Source organism: Microcoleus sp. T3_D1, assembly GCF_036700405.1.
In the GTDB taxonomy this organism is placed as follows: domain Bacteria; phylum Cyanobacteriota; class Cyanobacteriia; order Cyanobacteriales; family Microcoleaceae; genus Microcoleus.
In genome coordinates this window covers 65,667-81,740 of sequence record NZ_JAUBOV010000028.1, presented here as the reverse complement: position 1 = coordinate 81,740, position 16,074 = coordinate 65,667, and the positions used below count along the sequence as shown (strand labels likewise).

General features: G+C 47.3%; 22 protein-coding genes. 13 read left to right on the top strand and 9 right to left on the bottom strand.

The genetic code is table 11. From position 1 onward, the window contains the following. Positions 1–74 precede the first annotated feature (74 nt). From QT992_RS14975 to QT992_RS14960, 4 genes are read left to right on the top strand one after another with little or no spacing between them, the layout of a single operon-like run. Entirely contained in the window at positions 75–464 is a 390-nt protein-coding gene (locus QT992_RS14975) for an element excision factor XisH family protein (RefSeq protein WP_333342698.1), read from the top strand. Continuing rightward, positions 440–787, top strand: a complete 348-nt coding sequence (locus QT992_RS14970) for a XisI protein (RefSeq protein WP_333321404.1) — start codon at positions 440–442, stop codon at positions 785–787. Before QT992_RS14975 ends, QT992_RS14970 begins: the two co-directional genes overlap by 25 nt. Positions 788–835: 48 nt before the next feature. Further along, the gene (locus QT992_RS14965; RefSeq protein ID WP_333227949.1) at positions 836–1,252 is read left to right on the top strand and encodes an element excision factor XisH family protein; all 417 of its coding nucleotides are present in this window, start codon (positions 836–838) and stop codon (positions 1,250–1,252) included. Then, positions 1,240–1,575 carry a XisI protein gene (locus QT992_RS14960; protein ID WP_333161559.1) on the top strand — a complete coding sequence of 112 codons (336 nt, stop codon included), beginning with the start codon at positions 1,240–1,242 and terminating at the stop codon, positions 1,573–1,575. The genes QT992_RS14965 and QT992_RS14960 overlap by 13 nt, the downstream gene beginning before the upstream one ends. A 105-nt stretch (positions 1,576–1,680) precedes the next feature. Here the strand turns inward: QT992_RS14960 and QT992_RS14955 are convergent, their stop codons facing one another. Both QT992_RS14955 and QT992_RS14950 read right to left on the bottom strand, forming a co-directional pair. After that, a complete protein-coding gene (locus tag QT992_RS14955) occupies positions 1,681–2,304 on the bottom strand; it encodes a Uma2 family endonuclease (protein ID WP_333321408.1) in 624 nt (207 codons plus the stop codon). A 133-nt stretch (positions 2,305–2,437) separates the two neighbouring features. Beyond that, positions 2,438–2,644: a hypothetical protein gene (locus tag QT992_RS14950; RefSeq protein ID WP_333342694.1), complete on the bottom strand. Its 207-nt coding sequence runs from the start codon at positions 2,642–2,644 to the stop codon at positions 2,438–2,440. A gap of 151 nt (positions 2,645–2,795) precedes the next feature. On the opposite strand from QT992_RS14950, the gene QT992_RS14945 reads away from it, so the two are divergent. Beyond that, on the top strand, positions 2,796–3,635 hold the full coding sequence (locus QT992_RS14945) for an ATP-grasp domain-containing protein (RefSeq protein WP_333342691.1): 840 nt from the start codon (positions 2,796–2,798) through the stop codon (positions 3,633–3,635). Positions 3,636–3,797: 162 nt separating this feature from the next. Here QT992_RS14945 and QT992_RS14940 read toward each other — a convergent pair whose 3' ends face one another. From QT992_RS14940 to QT992_RS33615, 4 genes are all read right to left on the bottom strand, one after another. Continuing rightward, the gene (locus QT992_RS14940) at positions 3,798–4,154 is read right to left on the bottom strand and encodes a DUF5615 family PIN-like protein (protein ID WP_333342689.1); all 357 of its coding nucleotides are present in this window, start codon (positions 4,152–4,154) and stop codon (positions 3,798–3,800) included. Beyond that, a complete protein-coding gene (locus tag QT992_RS14935) occupies positions 4,154–4,399 on the bottom strand; it encodes a DUF433 domain-containing protein (RefSeq protein ID WP_333154900.1) in 246 nt (81 codons plus the stop codon). The genes QT992_RS14940 and QT992_RS14935 overlap by 1 nt, the downstream gene beginning before the upstream one ends. Before the next feature lie 24 nt (positions 4,400–4,423). Further along, entirely contained in the window at positions 4,424–4,663 is a 240-nt protein-coding gene (locus tag QT992_RS14930; RefSeq protein WP_333342686.1) for a hypothetical protein, read from the bottom strand. A 243-nt stretch (positions 4,664–4,906) separates the two neighbouring features. After that, entirely contained in the window at positions 4,907–5,089 is a 183-nt protein-coding gene (locus QT992_RS33615; RefSeq protein WP_445305392.1) for a GNAT family N-acetyltransferase, read from the bottom strand. A gap of 45 nt (positions 5,090–5,134) precedes the next feature. Here QT992_RS33615 and QT992_RS14925 point away from each other — a divergent pair, with 45 nt between their 5' ends. Together QT992_RS14925 and QT992_RS14920 are read left to right on the top strand one after the other, a co-directional pair. Next, entirely contained in the window at positions 5,135–5,905 is a 771-nt protein-coding gene (locus QT992_RS14925) for a CPBP family intramembrane glutamic endopeptidase (protein ID WP_333342683.1), read from the top strand. Positions 5,906–5,911: 6 nt separating this feature from the next. Further along, positions 5,912–6,460 carry a DUF1349 domain-containing protein gene (locus QT992_RS14920; RefSeq protein WP_333342680.1) on the top strand — a complete coding sequence of 183 codons (549 nt, stop codon included), beginning with the start codon at positions 5,912–5,914 and terminating at the stop codon, positions 6,458–6,460. Positions 6,461–6,611: 151 nt separating this feature from the next. Here the strand turns inward: QT992_RS14920 and QT992_RS14915 are convergent, their stop codons facing one another. The 3 genes from QT992_RS14915 to QT992_RS14905 all read right to left on the bottom strand — a co-directional run bounded on the left by QT992_RS14915 (position 6,612) and on the right by QT992_RS14905 (position 7,688). Beyond that, entirely contained in the window at positions 6,612–6,890 is a 279-nt protein-coding gene (locus QT992_RS14915; RefSeq protein ID WP_333321423.1) for a Photosystem I reaction center subunit PsaK, read from the bottom strand. Between the two features lie 298 nt (positions 6,891–7,188). Next, positions 7,189–7,401, bottom strand: a complete 213-nt coding sequence (locus QT992_RS14910) for a chlorophyll a/b-binding protein (RefSeq protein WP_333041855.1) — start codon at positions 7,399–7,401, stop codon at positions 7,189–7,191. Between the two features lie 68 nt (positions 7,402–7,469). Next, positions 7,470–7,688: a hypothetical protein gene (locus QT992_RS14905; protein ID WP_333342676.1), complete on the bottom strand. Its 219-nt coding sequence runs from the start codon at positions 7,686–7,688 to the stop codon at positions 7,470–7,472. A 291-nt stretch (positions 7,689–7,979) separates the two neighbouring features. Between QT992_RS14905 and hflX the strand changes: the two genes are divergently transcribed. From hflX to QT992_RS14875, 6 genes are all read left to right on the top strand, one after another. Continuing rightward, positions 7,980–9,572 (top strand): GTPase HflX, encoded by a 1,593-nt coding sequence (hflX, locus tag QT992_RS14900; RefSeq protein WP_333342673.1) that lies wholly within the window; start codon positions 7,980–7,982, stop codon positions 9,570–9,572. A 467-nt stretch (positions 9,573–10,039) separates the two neighbouring features. Beyond that, complete coding sequence (locus QT992_RS14895; RefSeq protein ID WP_333321427.1) at positions 10,040–10,405, top strand: PEP-CTERM sorting domain-containing protein; 366 nt, start codon at positions 10,040–10,042, stop codon at positions 10,403–10,405. Between the two features lie 472 nt (positions 10,406–10,877). Then, complete coding sequence (grxC, locus tag QT992_RS14890) at positions 10,878–11,141, top strand: glutaredoxin 3 (protein ID WP_333106127.1); 264 nt, start codon at positions 10,878–10,880, stop codon at positions 11,139–11,141. Between the two features lie 67 nt (positions 11,142–11,208). Then, positions 11,209–12,168: a glutathione synthase gene (gene gshB / locus QT992_RS14885; RefSeq protein WP_333321429.1), complete on the top strand. Its 960-nt coding sequence runs from the start codon at positions 11,209–11,211 to the stop codon at positions 12,166–12,168. A gap of 316 nt (positions 12,169–12,484) precedes the next feature. Further along, a complete protein-coding gene (locus QT992_RS14880; RefSeq protein ID WP_333321391.1) occupies positions 12,485–13,624 on the top strand; it encodes a Gfo/Idh/MocA family oxidoreductase in 1,140 nt (379 codons plus the stop codon). A gap of 482 nt (positions 13,625–14,106) precedes the next feature. Then, positions 14,107–15,921, top strand: a complete 1,815-nt coding sequence (locus tag QT992_RS14875) for a CHAT domain-containing protein (RefSeq protein WP_333321389.1) — start codon at positions 14,107–14,109, stop codon at positions 15,919–15,921. Positions 15,922–16,074: the final 153 nt, after the last annotated feature.

Genomic DNA, 16,074 nt, shown 5'->3' with positions numbered 1-16,074 from the left:
CTTTTCTTGTTTTCTTGACCCTACATTAGATTCTTCTGAGTCCTTGTGTCAAGCCTAATTGAGATGCTCTTACCCTGCTCATCAAAGATGGCTGGACAATCACTCATGACCCACTGATTCTAAAAATTGGGGGCCGCTCGGTCTTTGTCGATTTGGGTGCCCAGAAACTAATTGCGGCTGAACGAGGGTCTGAAAAAATTGCGATCGAGATCAAAAGCTTTCTGGGCCCTTCGCCCATTAATGACCTCGAAAATGCTTGGGGGCAGTTCTTTATGTACGCCAGAACGCTGCAAAGACGAGAGCCAGAGCGTCGTCTATACCTAGCTGTTAATCGCAACACCTTTGAAACGTTGTTTAAAGAAGAAGCTGGGCAATTGCTGCTAGAAGAACCAGGTTTTCGCCTGATAGTTTTTGACCCAAACACGGAGGAGATTATCCAATGGCAACCGCAAATCAACCCGTAGACGAATGGCGTGAGACGTTGGAGAAAATTCTCCAATACTATGCGGATATTCCTTATACTTATGGGGATGTGATTACCTATGTGGTGGTCAGCCGCGATCGCAACCATTTTATGCTGATACATGAAGGTTGGGAAAATCATCTGCGAGTTCATGGTACTGTGGTTCACGCCGAAATTCGCAATGACAAAATCTGGATTCATTATGATGGCATTGAAGACGGCATCACTGATGAACTCGTCGCCTCTGGGATACCCAAAGACCACATTGTTCTTGCTTTCCATCCACCCGAAGTCCGAGAGTATACTGGATATGCGATCGCGTAACCTCTGCGGAACTTATGTGGTATATGATAGATAAACATAACAGCCCCTATGCCTGCCAAAGACTTTTATCACGATACTGTCTGCACCGCCCTCATCAAAGACGGTTGGACAATTACTAACGATCCTTTCAAGCTCAGAGTTGGCGGACGTTCAGTCTACGTTGATTTGGGCGCAAAAAAGCTCTTCGCAGCCGAGAAGCAAGGGCGCAAAATTGCCGTAGAAATCAAAAGCTTTCTCGATCCATCACTTGTAAGCGAGTTAGAAAAGGCACTCGGTCAATACGATTTGTATTATCTGATTATGGAGGATGAAGATCCAGAACGAGTCCTTTACCTAGCGATAGCCCAAACCGTATTTGCCGGTTTTTTCTCAGAAGAGATATGTCAAATGGTACTTCGTAAAAAGAGCATTAACCTAATTATTTTTGATTCAGAAACAGAGGAGATTGTTCAATGGATAGACTAAAATTTTATCAAGATACAATTGAGAAAATTCTTAAAGATCATGCTGCTATCTCTTATAGTCATGGCGACATTCAGCAATATGTCATCATTGATGCCGATCGCACTCATTTTTTACTCTTCAATGAAGGTTGGGATCGTAAAAAGCGCGTTCACGGTTGCGTCACCCATGTCCAAATTATCGGAGACAAAATTTGGATTCACTATGATGGCATTGAAGACGGTATCACCGTTGAACTCGTCGCGGCTGGTGTGCCCAAAGACCACATTGTTCTGGCTTTCCATCCACCGGAAGTCCGAAAGTATACTGGATATGCGATCGCATAGTTTCTCCTCTTGACGAAAATTTTAGATAATATCAGCTTGATAGCGTATATCGTACCTTAATAATTTTTTGGCAATACTGAGTACCTTACAGATAAGTTAGAAACACTAAACTTCTGTCATGGCAAGAATTTGAGCGATGGTTAATACCAACTGAGGAAAAGTTGGAGAAACAATAATGGCTTCTCCTTGATATCGCAGTGCCTGATATTCACCATCGATTAAACGGTTGATAGTCACCGTAGACTGTTTTGGAGAACCAATATACTGAACGCCTCCCAACCCTGCATAATCAACGATCCAATACTCGATGATTCCTAAAGTTTCATATTCATTCAATTTGATGCGGTAATCATCCCGCCAATTCGTACTGACAACTTCGATCGCCAAGGGAGGTGGAATATAGGCAGCAGCAGAGGCAGAACTTTGACGCATTCTGACCCATTCTTCCTTGGCAAACACCACAATGTCGGCTTTACGACTCGATTCACTTTCGCCCGGGGCAGCGTTCAATCTGACTTGTTTACTTTGTCGAGGAACGTAGGGAAGGTTCAAGGATTGGCAATGATCTACCAAGAGACGACATAAACCATCGGCGACATCCTCATGTTTGGCTGTGGGTTCACCCAAGGGCATGGCAACTCCATTGACTAGCTCAAATGACCTGCCGGAGTCGTCATCCCTGTTGAGAAATTCCTCGAAGGAAAGGGTTTTTTGGGCGATCGCAACCATTGATATTAACCTTTTGCGTAGGTTGGCTCTCTGTTGTCTGTTTCTAGCTTAACGTGAGGTAGAGAGATAGATCGCTTCTCTTGTAGGGTGCGTTAACGAAGTATATCCTAAACTTTGACACCTCTTCTCGGTTTTACTGCCCGCGTCCTGGTTTGCAATCTACGAAACCTAATGCTTCTGTGTCGAGAAAATTGGCGATCGCCATTTCGATCGAAACTGCGATCGGATATTCAATTTCCGCAGCACGCGCGATCGGAGCCCCTTGAATTCGTTCTGGCAAACGTCTCAAAATGACTTCGGCATCAGCAGGAGAAAGTTGTTGTTGAAGTTTGGCTTGCATGGCATTCACCTGTCAGTGTCTAAGCTTCCTTTTGCAGCCATTGATTTTAATGATAACAAGACTGGTGTGGGCGATCGCTCCTGGTTTTTAGTCGAAATTTGCGCTACAATAATAAATTAATCTGGCATATGACTTGGGCGAGGGTAGCTAGATGGTTAGCTGGATTCTAGAAGATGGTGTATTTGGCTGCTCTATGGCTCCACTTGCAACGGAGATTCGCAAGCAAGGACACAATGTTAAGATTGTTGACTATACCAGAGGCATAACAGACTATCAACGCTTCTTTCCCCAAACAGAGTGTGTCATCTTCTATGGGTCACTCTATATAGCTGAACAGATTCTCACTTGGGATTTGTCTTGGACACCAGGAATTATCGGGACTATTGAACATTATCATTGCACAGCCTATTATCCTCATCTTAAACCTTGGCTGTTGAATGCAGGGGGTTATATTTTGCCACTATCAGAGTTGTCTTCCTCTGTGGTTGAAAAGCCTAAATTACTTTTCAATCTTGAGCAGAGTAAACGTTTGTTTATCCGTCCCAACAGTCCACTTAAACCTTTTGCAGGTAGTCTGTATTCTCCTAGAGAAGTGACGGACTTAGACAGTTTTATGAAACGCCATTACCTCGAAGACCCGAACATTTTGGTGGTGGTTGCACCGGAACAGTCCATTGAAGCAGAATGGCGAGTGATTATTGCCCAAGGGCAAATCTTGTGTGCTTCTCAATATCGGCAGATTGAGAAACCTTACTATCAATCCGGAATGCCTGAGATTGTGCGACAAGTAGCAGAAGCGGTGGCGCAACAACAATGGCAGCCTGACCCAATTTGGGTTCTAGATCTTTGTTGTTCTGGTAATTTGGCTTACGTTCTAGAGATTAATTTTCTATCGTGTTCAGCCTTGTATCAGTGTGATTTGAGCTTAGTTGTGAGAGAAGCATCAGAGGCGGCCTGGAAGCGGTGGGTCCAGAAGCAGCAAGGGATATAATATTTGGCACCTTGCGATCGAACGTCAAAATTACCCGTTGCTCAATCGATCGAAACTCACACCGCGATATAATTCCTCGATCGCCACTTCAAGCTTAATACTCTGTAATATCGTCACCCAAAGCCTGCCTCAATCCACACAACTACTTGCTTCCGGCAATAACTACGGTAGGGGGCGTTGACGAATTTGATCGCGATCCACCACTGTAAACCGTTCCTCAAATTGCAATCCTTCGGTCTGTAATAAATTTAACAATATTGATGCTGGTTCTTCCGGTGTGTGAGGACGAAACCGCAAATAAATGACACCTCTTGGCGATCGCAGCCGCAAGCGATAAATAAGTTCGCCGTAATCGCGATCGAACGTCAAAATCACCCGTTCCTCATCCGCTGCACGAGCCAGAACCTCGGAATCCTCAATACCTGGAGAATCCTCGGTAACAGAAGCGACTTCAAGCTGCGCTTGCCGTAGAATTCGTACACTGAGGAGTGGAAAATTTTCATTTGCCAGAAACCGCATTAACTTGCCTCAGCAAACAGTAAAGGCGTGTAAAATACGTCTTCTTTGAGGCACTCCGCCGCGAAAGCAAACACAGCTTGTAAAGATTCAGCATTAAGTGTTGGGTAGTTTTCTAGAATTTGTTGCTGCGTCCAACCTTCTGAAAATAACCCTAGAACGAACTCCACTGATATTCGTGTCCCCTTAATTACAGGCTTGCCAAGCAGAATTTTAGGATTTGAGTGAATGTGTGCTTTCCAGTTCATAGCCAGTGCGCCTCTATAGGGTTTTCATCTATTATCAGCATAGTTAAAATTATAAAATTTATGACCACAGCAGTATCTATTGACATTGGTACGCTCATTACACGCCCTCCCCGACTGCATGGTGGATGTCCCCACATCGTCGGTAAAGGCGTTACCGTCCGCATCGTAACCTGGTACAAGCGAGGATAGAATGCTCAAGAGATTTGCGATCGCATCCGACATCTCACCCTCGCCGAAGTCTACGCCGCACTCACCTACTATCATGCTAACACCCAAGAAATTGAAACTGATTTGCTCCATCAAGCAGCAGAAGCCAAGCGTCTTGAAGCTTTGCACAGCAACTTTGGTAAATATGAAATGCTAAGATAATAAATAATACATCGCCCACCGAAAAATCTACTAGATAAACACTATCCTCAAACTGGGAAAGAGAAACTGATTTTTACCGGATAAATTTAGGGGGTGTAGGAGGAATATCGGCAATGAAGTAAAGTTTGGTAACAAGACTCAACACTTGTGCTCCTTAACTAAACTGTAAAGTTCGAGCTCTTCAAACTGCCCTCGGTGAAAAACACGCTGTTTTTGGCTACCTTCCTGCGTCATTCCCAGCTTTTTTAGCACCTTAGCCGAGGCTATATTCCGCCTGAGACAAGTTGCATAAATGCGATCGATCTTTAATGTTTCAAATATTCAAGACTGATTTAGTGTAATTGATTCGTTTTTTTCTCAAGAATTATGTCTGCTAACACTGCAAAAAATCATTACTTCCGATTGGCATTGTTCTGGGCGTTTCTGGGTAGTTTGGGAAGCTTGGCGGTGTTCCCTTATGCCCTGTCTCTCAATCCGGCAGTAAGTCAATTGCCTGCACCGCTACCTGTTGTGGCGATCGCCTCCGCCCTGCAAACCGGAATTTTTCTAATTCTATTTTGTTGGATTGGACTGCGCCTCGGTAACTCGATCGGACTTGATACGCCCATAGCTCGTGCTTTGGTATATCGACAGCCTTTCGCGCCAATATCTAAATCTGCCCTTAACACGGCGCTAATTGTAGGCTGCATCGGTGGAATCGTCCTGATTGGATTGAGTTTAGCTTTCCAACCTTGGATGCCGCCAATGGCAACTCCAACAACGCTAGAAATTGATCTCTGGAAACGCATCTTAGCTTCACTCTACGGAGGCATCACCGAAGAACTCTTGCTGCGACTGTTCGGTATGACATTGATTGCGTGGCTACTTTGGAAGATTTTTGAGCGAGACAAACCGCAACCCTCTACATTGATTTTTTGGCTGGCAATTGTGGCGGCTGCAATATTGTTTGGTGTGGGTCATTTGCCCGCGGCTGCCAATGTCTGGGCATTAACCCCGATCGTCATTCTCCGCACCATTACACTCAATGCCGTCTTAGGGATTCCCTTTGGTTTTCTTTACTGGCGTTGGGGATTAGAATACGCTATGTTATCTCATTTTTTGGCCGACTTGGTACTGCACGGAATTGGAGGAAGTTAGCAGGAGATGCAAACAATGCAATGGTACAACGAACCTTTACAATGGCATGAGGATAACGATGTTATCCACATTACCGCCGACGCAAAGACTGACTTTTGGCGGCACACTCATTACGGATTCATTCGCGATAACGGCAACTTTTACTACAGTCAAGTATCAGGCGACTTTACAGCCGAAGTCAAAATTACTGGTTGCTATCGATCGCTCTACGATCAAGCAGGATTGATGATTCGAGAGAGCGAAAATATCTGGCTCAAGTGCGGTATTGAGTTTGTTGAGGGAGTGCAAAACGTGAGTGCGGTTGTGACACGAGACTATTCCGATTGGTCTGTTATTCCGCTTGAAGTGCCGCCTGTTTCCCTGTGGCTGCGGGTAAAGCGCCGAGCTGAAACGGTGGAAGTGCAATACTCGTTGAATGGGTCAGACTATTCAATGATGCGACTGGCATATCTAACTGAGTCACCAATCGTTCAAGTTGGGTTAATGTGTGCGGCTCCCCAAGGTGAAGGCTTTGCAGTCAAATTTGAAGGGTTTCAGCATAGTAAGCTGATCTAATGTGGAGGGTAAAAAAACCGATTTCTGCGCCACTCCCTATATAAAATTAAAATTAGGGGTGAGTGCTTTTCACTTACCCCAGCCATTTTTTGTCCGCTTTTTAACAAACCCATTGCAGCAAGAAATCGCCACAAAAGAGGAGCAATTGCTACTAGATAGCCTTGCCGGTACTCAGCGACAAAATCGTCAATACTCCTAGCAAATGACCTGCGCTCATGCAAGCCAAAAATGCCGGTACGCTAACATTGTTGAACAAAGACGGGAATGGCAAAGGCATTTTCGGCCCGACGTGGGGATACCAAATTCGGCGGCTGAGAACTAGCAATGCTAAGATATTGCAAACAAACATCACCAGAGGCTTTTGCCAATCTCCTGATGCTGTGTCAGTCACAGTCGATGCTACTACTGCCAGTAAATTTGAGTTAATCATCGTTGATGCTCCTATTTTTCATAAATTATCAGAAATGCTCGATGAGATTTCTTGCCAAAAATACAGCAGGGGCGATCGCCTTTACGCAATAAATATCTGTTGCTATTAATATTCACCGCGCCAGCGACAGCGCCCCCACCCATAATCATCGAATCACGGCAAGAAGTCTTTTAATGCCATTCAAAAGTAACGAAAGATACAAAGGGACAAAACCATACTCGCTGCCATTTGTAACTTTTAGCCTGTCTGGCAGTGGTGGCATTTTCTCACGCTGCCAGACAGGATAGACTGCTCGTCATTACTGAGCAATGTAGGTAGGCAGAAAGTGGAGAATGTCGCGCAGAACGCTATATCCAGCAGCATCCCAGAGCAAATAAGCTAAGAAACCGATCATCGCTAAGCGACCGTTCCAAAGTTCTGCTTGCGGGTTGAAGCCAAACAAAAAGGCATTCCGATCTTTGCCGTTGTAAGCATTAGCCGTAGGAGGCAGGTTAGTAGGACGAGTTTCCATGTTTTTACATTCCTTAACAATGTTCGCTTCTCATGGTAGCGACCTAATTTCTGCTTTGCTATCTGTCTCTAGGCCCAAGATACAGACAAGTCTAAAGGAGGATTTAGAAACAAAAAATAAAGTGTTAACTTTTGTTGCGCGAGATTTTTCAGCGATCGCCTGTATCTGTAGATACTAAATAAAACTAGAAGTTGAGATTGCTGCTGTGAAAAGCCCGATCGCCCCGTAGCGGCAAACAACGGCGCTGGTGACTCGACAATACTGAAGCCGCGCTCTGATAGAGGCAAAAAAATTTACTAAATTGGAACTTAAAACCCGAACACGATCGTCCTTGAGTTAACTAAAATAAGAGATAAACAGATCGATCGGGAGAAACAGTTATCGAAACCATCTACGGCAATCTTCAAGGTTTAAAGTCCAGCCAGCTCAAGCAACTCGAAAAGCTTTACCACCAGCGACTACCGGGCGATCGCATCACCACTGCAGAATTCGCCCAGCGCGTCGCAGCCATCAGCACGGAAATAGACAAACCAATCTGCACCTACATCAACCGCCGCGGACAAGTAATTCGCGTCGGCGTGGGTACACCCCGCCAAACGCAGATTGCGCCCCTAGAACTGCCCCGCTACGGGGGAGGTCGCCTCAGCGGCATTCGCTGCATCGCCACCCACCTAAAGCCAGAAACCCCAAGCGAAGCAGCCCTCACAGCAATGGCAATTCAGCGCCTGGATGCCCTGGTTTGGCTGACACTGACGGGGGGAGGATTTCAGCGCCGCGGCGGCGGTGCGACTGGTTACATCCAAGAAGCTTATCTCGCTCACCTGATACCCCAGGGAGATCGGCCAAATTTTGAGTTCTCTGTTTTGAGCGCTCAGTTAGAACCAGATTCAACTGATGAAATAGAAGAGCCTTCAATTCAAAAGTCACTAATCAAAACTCCACACTTTCCCTGGAAAATATCAGAACCGTTGAATTTGGACGAACTCGCCGACCAAGACTTTCTGGATTTGGTGGAAGGACTCGAAGCAGAGTTTGAAGCAGAGTTTGTCGCGGGGGAGGTCGATGCAGACCAAGACAAAGTGCTGTTGGTAGGTGTAATGACTCAGCACATGACTCAGTTGGAGTTTGAGGACGGCCTGGCAGAAATCACACGGCTGGTTGAAAGCGCCGGGGGCAAGGTACTGCAAACAGTGCGCCAAAAACGCTCGCGCCCCAATCCGCAGACAGTTGTCGGCGAAGGCAAAGTTCAGGAAATTTCCCTCGCCGCTCAGACGGTTAGCGCTAACCTCGTGGTATTCGATCGCGACCTGACCTCCGCACAAATACGGAACTTGGAAACTCAGATAGGTATCCGCGTAGTCGATCGCACGGAAGTAATTCTTGACATCTTCGCCCAAAGAGCTCGATCGAGCGAGGGTAAATTGCAAGTCGAACTAGCTCAGCTAGAGTATGCCCTGCCCCGGCTCAGAGGTCGCGGTCAGGCAATGTCGAGACAGGGTGGCGGCATCGGTACCAGAGGCCCTGGGGAAACCAAACTAGAAACCGAACGGCGGACGATCGCCAAACGCATTTCTCGATTGCAGCAAGAAGTAAATCAACTGCTGGCGCACCGCTTCCGGCTGCGGCAGAATCGGCATCATCACGAGGTACCGTCAGTGGCGATCGTTGGCTACACCAACGCCGGTAAATCTACTCTGCTCAACCTGCTCACAAATTCCGAAGTCTATGCCGCCGACCAGTTATTTGCCACCCTCGACCCCACAACTCGACGGTTGACCATTCCCGGCGTCACCGGGGAACCCCTGTCGATCGTCCTCACAGATACAGTGGGCTTTATTCGCGAACTGCCTCCCGCCTTGATCGACGCTTTCCGGGCTACCCTCGAAGAAGTCACTGACGCCGATGCTTTGCTGCACCTCGTCGATCTCTCCCATCCCGCGTGGCAGAGCCAAATTCGATCGGTGATGAATATTTTGACAGATATGCCCGTAACTCCCGGGCCAGCCCTTGTAGTTTTTAACAAAATCGATGCCGTGGATGGAGAGACTCTCGCCCTGGCGCGAGAAGAATTTCCTCAAGCAGTATTTATTTCGGCGGCCAAAGGTTTGGGGATGGAAACTCTCCGCGACCGATTAGCTCAGCTCATTCAATACGCCCTCTACCCTCGGTAAACACTTAAATATTCCTTTTGAATAGTTGACATGGGGGAATATACGTACATATACTGAGGACAGATCTAGTCGGACTATGAGATGATAAAAGAGTAGTCAGATTGTGCATGGCAAAGTACAATACAGCAGCTCTATTTTGCGATCGGTTAAATAAATAATTTCCGGAGGCCGCGGTCAAGGTCAAAACACTCTTTGTTAATGGCTGTAAGGGCTGTTGGTTCAGAGGTTGCAAAAAGATGTTGCTTCACTCTGGCCCAACCACGGTACGCGACGTAAAGGTGAAAGAGAATAATATTATTATGAAAGTGTTTGGGCACTCACCTCAAGCGCTATACTATCTTTTACAGACGTCGGTCAGAGAATACATCCATTTATTGTAAGAACTCCAAAATCCTTGCCCGTCGTACAGCGCTAATCTCTAGGACTATTTCTATTTTTCGATTTTACCACTGTTTAACTAAATAGTTATGTGTACGCCACTGGCAAAACTAGCAATTGGACTCTCTGCCACAATGGCAACAGCGTTTTACTATCTAGCTGCCGCCCCTCCGGCTTCAGCAAAAGTAGATGTGTGTGGGCCTTTTAATTATTCTAGTGCCTGTGTCCCCGGCCAGGCATCACCACCCCCCAGGCAGGCATCAACACCAACGCAACCAGACCCGGAAGTGACGACCGAGCCGAGTTTGTCCCAAATATACACAAGCGGAGGAGGGACAGCCCCACCACCAACTGCTATTCCTGAACCCGGTACTGCGATCGCAGTCCTACTGATAGGTGCAGGAATGATCGGTTCGTGCAGAAAGCGAAACAAGCAGGTTGGTCCGCAGCGCTAGGCAGGCTGATGACCAACCTGTTTGCCTTCAAAATGTCTCCGTTTTTTTAAGCGTGAGTATTTGTTTACTTAAATTTATATAAAAAATAACTTGACACCTAGCTTGTGCGCTGCAAATAGAGCCGGATGTTGAAGGAAGAAAGCTATAGCGACTTCAGTAAGGGTAAAAACCAGGAAGAAGGCAAATGCACTTCCCGGCAAGGGTTTTAGCAATGAATAACCTCCGGTGCAACAGATAAGGTTGCTATATGTTGCTATATATAATAAAAATTAAAATATAAAAATTAAAATAAGATTGGTTAAGATAAATGCTTCGCACAGTTTTTGATATCCAACCGTAGAATAAGGGTTTCAACGCTCCTAGGCAAGTTGGCTACCAACGAAAAATCGAGGGTTTCAGCCTAGGAACTAAAAACAGTCCGCACTATGGTTAAGATTACAATTAAAAAATATTGTTATTGCTTGAGCGTCCCATGACCCCTAAAGTAGAAATTTACACTTGGAGAACCTGCCCGTTTTGCATTCGTGCCAAAGCACTGCTGAAACGAAAAGGGGTTGATTTTACAGAGTACGCGATCGACGGAGATGAAGCAGCACGGGCTCAAATGAGCGATCGAGCCAACGGAGGCCGCACCCTGCCACAAATATTCATTAACGACCAACACATAGGCGGCTGCGACGAAATGCACAAACTCGATGCTCTAGGTCAGCTAGACCCGCTGCTAGCAGCAAAATGAGGCATTCCCTGTCGAATTTTCCGTTAGCCCAAATTTTCCTGCGACCAATTCTTAATTTTAATTGACAATGAAATTTGCATTCATCATCGATCCCCTCGCGCGACTAATTCCAGGACACGATACCAGCGTAGCGCTGATGGAGGCAGCTCAAGAGTTGGGTCACGAAGTGTGGGCGACTCAAGCCAACGAACTAAGCGTCATCGGCGGCAAAACCTGGGCAATGCTCAGTCGGGTAGCCCTCACCCCAGTAAAAGTGGTAGATGGACGCTGGGAGGCGGCTGAGGCTTGGTACCAGGTAGAACATCCTACTTTGCAGCCTCTCGAAGCAATGGACGCAGTATTTATGCGGACAGACCCCCCAGTCAACATTCCTTACCTATACGCTACTTACCTTCTAGATGGCATCGATCCGGCTAAAACTTTGGTAGTTAACAGTCCCAAAGGATTGCGGGCGGCGAATGAAAAGATGTATGCTTTGCAATTTGAGGGAGCGATCCCCGAAACAATTGTTTCTCAAAACAAGCAGGTAATTCGGCAATTTGTTGAGAAAAAAGGGGCGGCAGTTCTTAAACCCTTGGGCGGCAAAGCTGGCGAGGGGATTTTGTTTTTGGAAGCGGACGATCGCAATCTCAACTCCCTGGTCGAAATTAGCACTCAACAAGGGCAAATTCCAGTGATGGTTCAGACTTATCTGCCGGAAGCAAAAGAGGGAGATAAACGGATTATATTGTTGGACGGTAAACCCATCGGTGCTATCAACCGTATTCCCACCGGCAATGAATTTCGAGGCAACATGGCCGTCGGCGGCCGAGTCGCAAAAACCGAAATTACCGATCGCGAACTGCAAATTTGCGCTCAGTTAGAACCCGTGCTGCAACGGGACGGACTGTACTTTGTCGGCATTGATATCATTGGCGGTTATCTCACAGAAGTTAATGTCACCAGCCCTACAGGGATCAGAGAAATTGACTTGTTTGACGGCGTTAGTTTGGGCAAACAAGTAATTGAATGGGTAGTTAGTCAGTAGTCAGTAGTCATGGGAGCATCTCAGTTTTGTAAAAAGCATTTTTTTTATTGTAGTGCGAGCGTCCCCGCTCGCGTATTGTACAATACGCGAGCGGGGACGCTCGCACTGTAAATGCAAAACTGAGATGCTCCCTTAGTCAGTAGTCAGTAGTCAGTAGTCATTAGTCAGTAGTCATTAGTTATTAATTATTAGTTATTAGTTAGTGGTCGCAGCTAACAAATAACTAATCACAACTAACAACTAACAACTGCCAACTACCAACTACCAACAGCCAACAGCCAACAGTCAACAGTCAACAGTCAACAATTATTAAATTATGTCAAAAATTGGCGTTGCAGTAGTCGGTACAGGTTTCGGTCAAAAAGTACACATTCCCGGACTTCAGGCCCATCACCGGACAGAGGTTGTGGCTGTTTACCACCGGAATTTAGACAAAGCAAAGGATCTCGCATCTACCCACAATATCCCCTACGCTTGCGACTCGATCGCCGATATAGTAGCGATCCCCGAAGTAGCGGGTGTCAGCATTTCCACACCGCCATTTTTGCATTTTGAAATGGCAAAAACCGTCTTGGAAGCAGGCAAGCATTTATTATTAGAAAAACCCACAGCCCTGACAGCAAATGAAGCCAGGGAACTTTACCGATTGGCCAACAACGAATCTCCAACCGATTTTAAAAATGGTGGTTCGAGAGCAATTGCCACAATGGACTTTGAGTTTCGATTCATCCCCGCATGGCAAATGCTAGCAGAATTATTGGCAGCAGAATATGTGGGAGAAAAGCGTTTAATTAAGATTGATTGGCTAGTATCGAGCCGTGCTGATGCGAGTCGCCCTTGGAATTGGTACGCGCAAAAAGAGCGAGGCGGCGGCGTTTTGGGCGCGACAGGTTCTCACGTTTTTGATTATATTAGCTGGCTGTTCGGCCCGCCCCAAAGGCTTTCTGGGCAATTGATTACAGGAATTTCGCGGCGGCCCGATCCGAATGATTCGGGAAATTTAAAATTAGTTGATGCAGATGATTCTTGCACGTTGATGTTGGAATTAGCCGGGGGAACGCCTTGTCAAGTTTGTTTGAGTTCTGTTACTTATCAAGGGCGGGGACACTGGGTGGAAATATACGGGAGTAAGGGTACGTTGGTGTTAGGAAGCGACAACCAGCAAGATTACGTCCACGGATTTCGCTTGTGGGGTTCCCAAGGTGGAGAACCTTTAGCTGAAATCAAAATTCCTCAAAGATTGGAGTTTCCTCAAGTTTATCCAGACGGGAGAATTGCACCGTTTATTCGAGTAGTAGATAGGTGGGTTGAAGCAATAGATACCGGTAAATCCTTGATACCGTCCCTCAGAGAAGGGGTTTACTCGCAGTTGTTGATGGATTTGACCCAGGAGTCGAATGCTACGGGGACTTGGGTAGATTTACCGAGTATAGATAAATTTTTGGGCACTAAGTAAAAGTAAAAACTGCCAAAGCAATCTCACGCACTCGATCGCACCCCAAACCCGATAAACTACAAATAGAGAAACTCAATCCCACCCTATATCCAGAGTCGGTAGTTGTCAGTAACGAGCGGGCTAAAGCCACGCTCGCTTGTAAGAGCGATCGAGCAAGCTGTACTGACCAGCTATCGCCTTAACTGGCTACGTTATTTAGGTCACGACACCCGCTTGATGCGAAGCTAGTCCCTTGCTCTGTCGCTAGTAGTTAAACAGCCTTAAAGTCACGCTCGGCAGTGCTGCCAGCCTAACAAGCCTCTATAACATTGACCGACAAGCTAACATTACCCCGCAAGGGAGATCGAGGCAACCATACCTCACCAGAGGGGCAACCATACCCCTCTACCCCGCAAGGGGATTCAAAGCGATTGAAATCGCCGGGTCGTTTTCCTCTCAGGACTAAAGTCTCTGAGCTTCCCACTTACCGAGCTTTTTTGTGAATGGCGCGCCCTGAAAGTCCTTGCCTCAGTATAGCGATCGCTCGCCTGAGAACCGCTGGGGCAAACCATTTTGCCACTTGGGTTCTACAAGCTCCCTATCCCAGCGGGTACGTTCACCACGACTGTATGTGGCCCGATACCCTCTCCCAATCTTGGAAAGCTTGGCAGGAAATGTTTTCGCCCTCCGGGACAATTCACGAATTGCCCCTAAATCCTGATGGCAGTTTCGTCTCGGCGGAAAACAACCAGAATATATTGGCAGAAACTGAACAACGAATACCGACGCCCTCTGTGCCGCTCCACCTCGGTCAACAGGGGTGGGGCGACAAGGGGGATCAGCATCCGCCTCGGCCACCGGCAAGCTACAGCAGTCGCCTGATGCAGCATTTGGGGATTAATCTTTGGCAGTGGCTGTTTGAAGGGCCGATTCAGGGTAGTCTCCAGGAAAGTAAAGGTATCGCGATCGGGCAAAATCTACCCCTGCGAGTGCGCGTAGACTTGCGCGAACCGTATTTAATTGCTTTGCCTTGGGAAATTATGCAGCCTCAAGCCGGTCAACCGGCAATTTCTCTGTCGCAGCAACTGCTGTTCAGCCGCACTACCAGCAATGTTGAACCTTTGCCACCCCTGCATCCTGCGGAGTCGCTCAACATTTTGCTAGTTTTGGGACAAGCAGAACCCGGCCGCGGTGCTAATTCTCAATTTTCCAGCAGTAATAACGGTCATTTGCAGTTGGGAGAAGAAGCACTCGCCCTAGCTGGGGTTCTAGAAAGTGCTTTTCAAACCGACGACAGCGGCAAATATTCTGACATCAGCGTTCCGACTCGCGTCGATACTCTGATCGAACCTACTGCGGCGGAACTAATTTCTCGGCTGGAAACGCAAGCTTACAACATTCTGTTCTACGCCGGCCACGGGATACCGGGCCCCGACGGCGGTTTGCTGTTTTTGGGGCCGGAAACGGTGATTAATGGCACTGAACTAGCTCAGGTATTAGTTCGGGGCCGCGTAACGCTGGCGGTGTTTAATGCCTGCTGGGGAGCTCAGCCGGCGGTGGAGAGGTTGCACTCAACTAACGGCCAGCAACAGGCGATGGCCCGTAGCAGTTTGGCTGAGGTACTGATCCATCACGGGGTGCCTGCGGTGTTGGGGATGCGGGACTCGATCGCCGATCGCGAGGCCCTGAGTTTTATCCAAAGTTTTGCTCAAGCTTTGGCCAGTCGGATGTCGATCGATCGGGCAGTCGCCGTCGCCAGACAGCAGTTACTGACGCTCTACAAGTTCAATCAACCGGCTTGGACGCTGCCTGTGCTGTATATGCACCCTGAGTTTGACGGTCAGCTAACTGAGCCGGTAGATGACCTCAAAACTGAGTTGCCTTTAAATTCTTCTACTTGGCTGGGACGGTTGCCGTCTTGTGCTTATTTGCGGGGGCGCGATCGACCAAATGCCAAATCCACCGACTCAACCAATCAGGTTTGGCCGATTCGCGCGGGTATGGTTCGAGTCGGACGCTGGGAAGAAAACGACGTAGTGATTCGAGAACAGTGGGTTTCTCAAAAACACGCCGAGATTTTCTGCCGAAACACTATCGGAGATAGCCGCGAAGAACCTAGCTACTTCCTGCGCGATTTTTCTCGCTACGGGACTCTAGTTTTGGGATCTGAGGGATGGCAGAGAGTTCACCACCAAGAATTGCTGCTACGCAGCGGGACTCAGCTAAAATTTGGCAGTTCTCAAGGTCAGATTTTTGAGTTCACTATTGAGGTTCCTAAAACTTCGGGGTACAGTGAGACTGATTGCGGAACGAATTAAGGTGCGGGTGTAGCTAATGAAGACAAGCGGCGAGTGGCACAGCAAAGTTCTGGACGTTGAGTCTCCAGTCTGAATTTAAAAGAGTTATTTACCACTGATAGCTCGCAACTAGCTCTTGGCACAGTCCCCCCTCTGTCTTTTCCTTTTCCCACT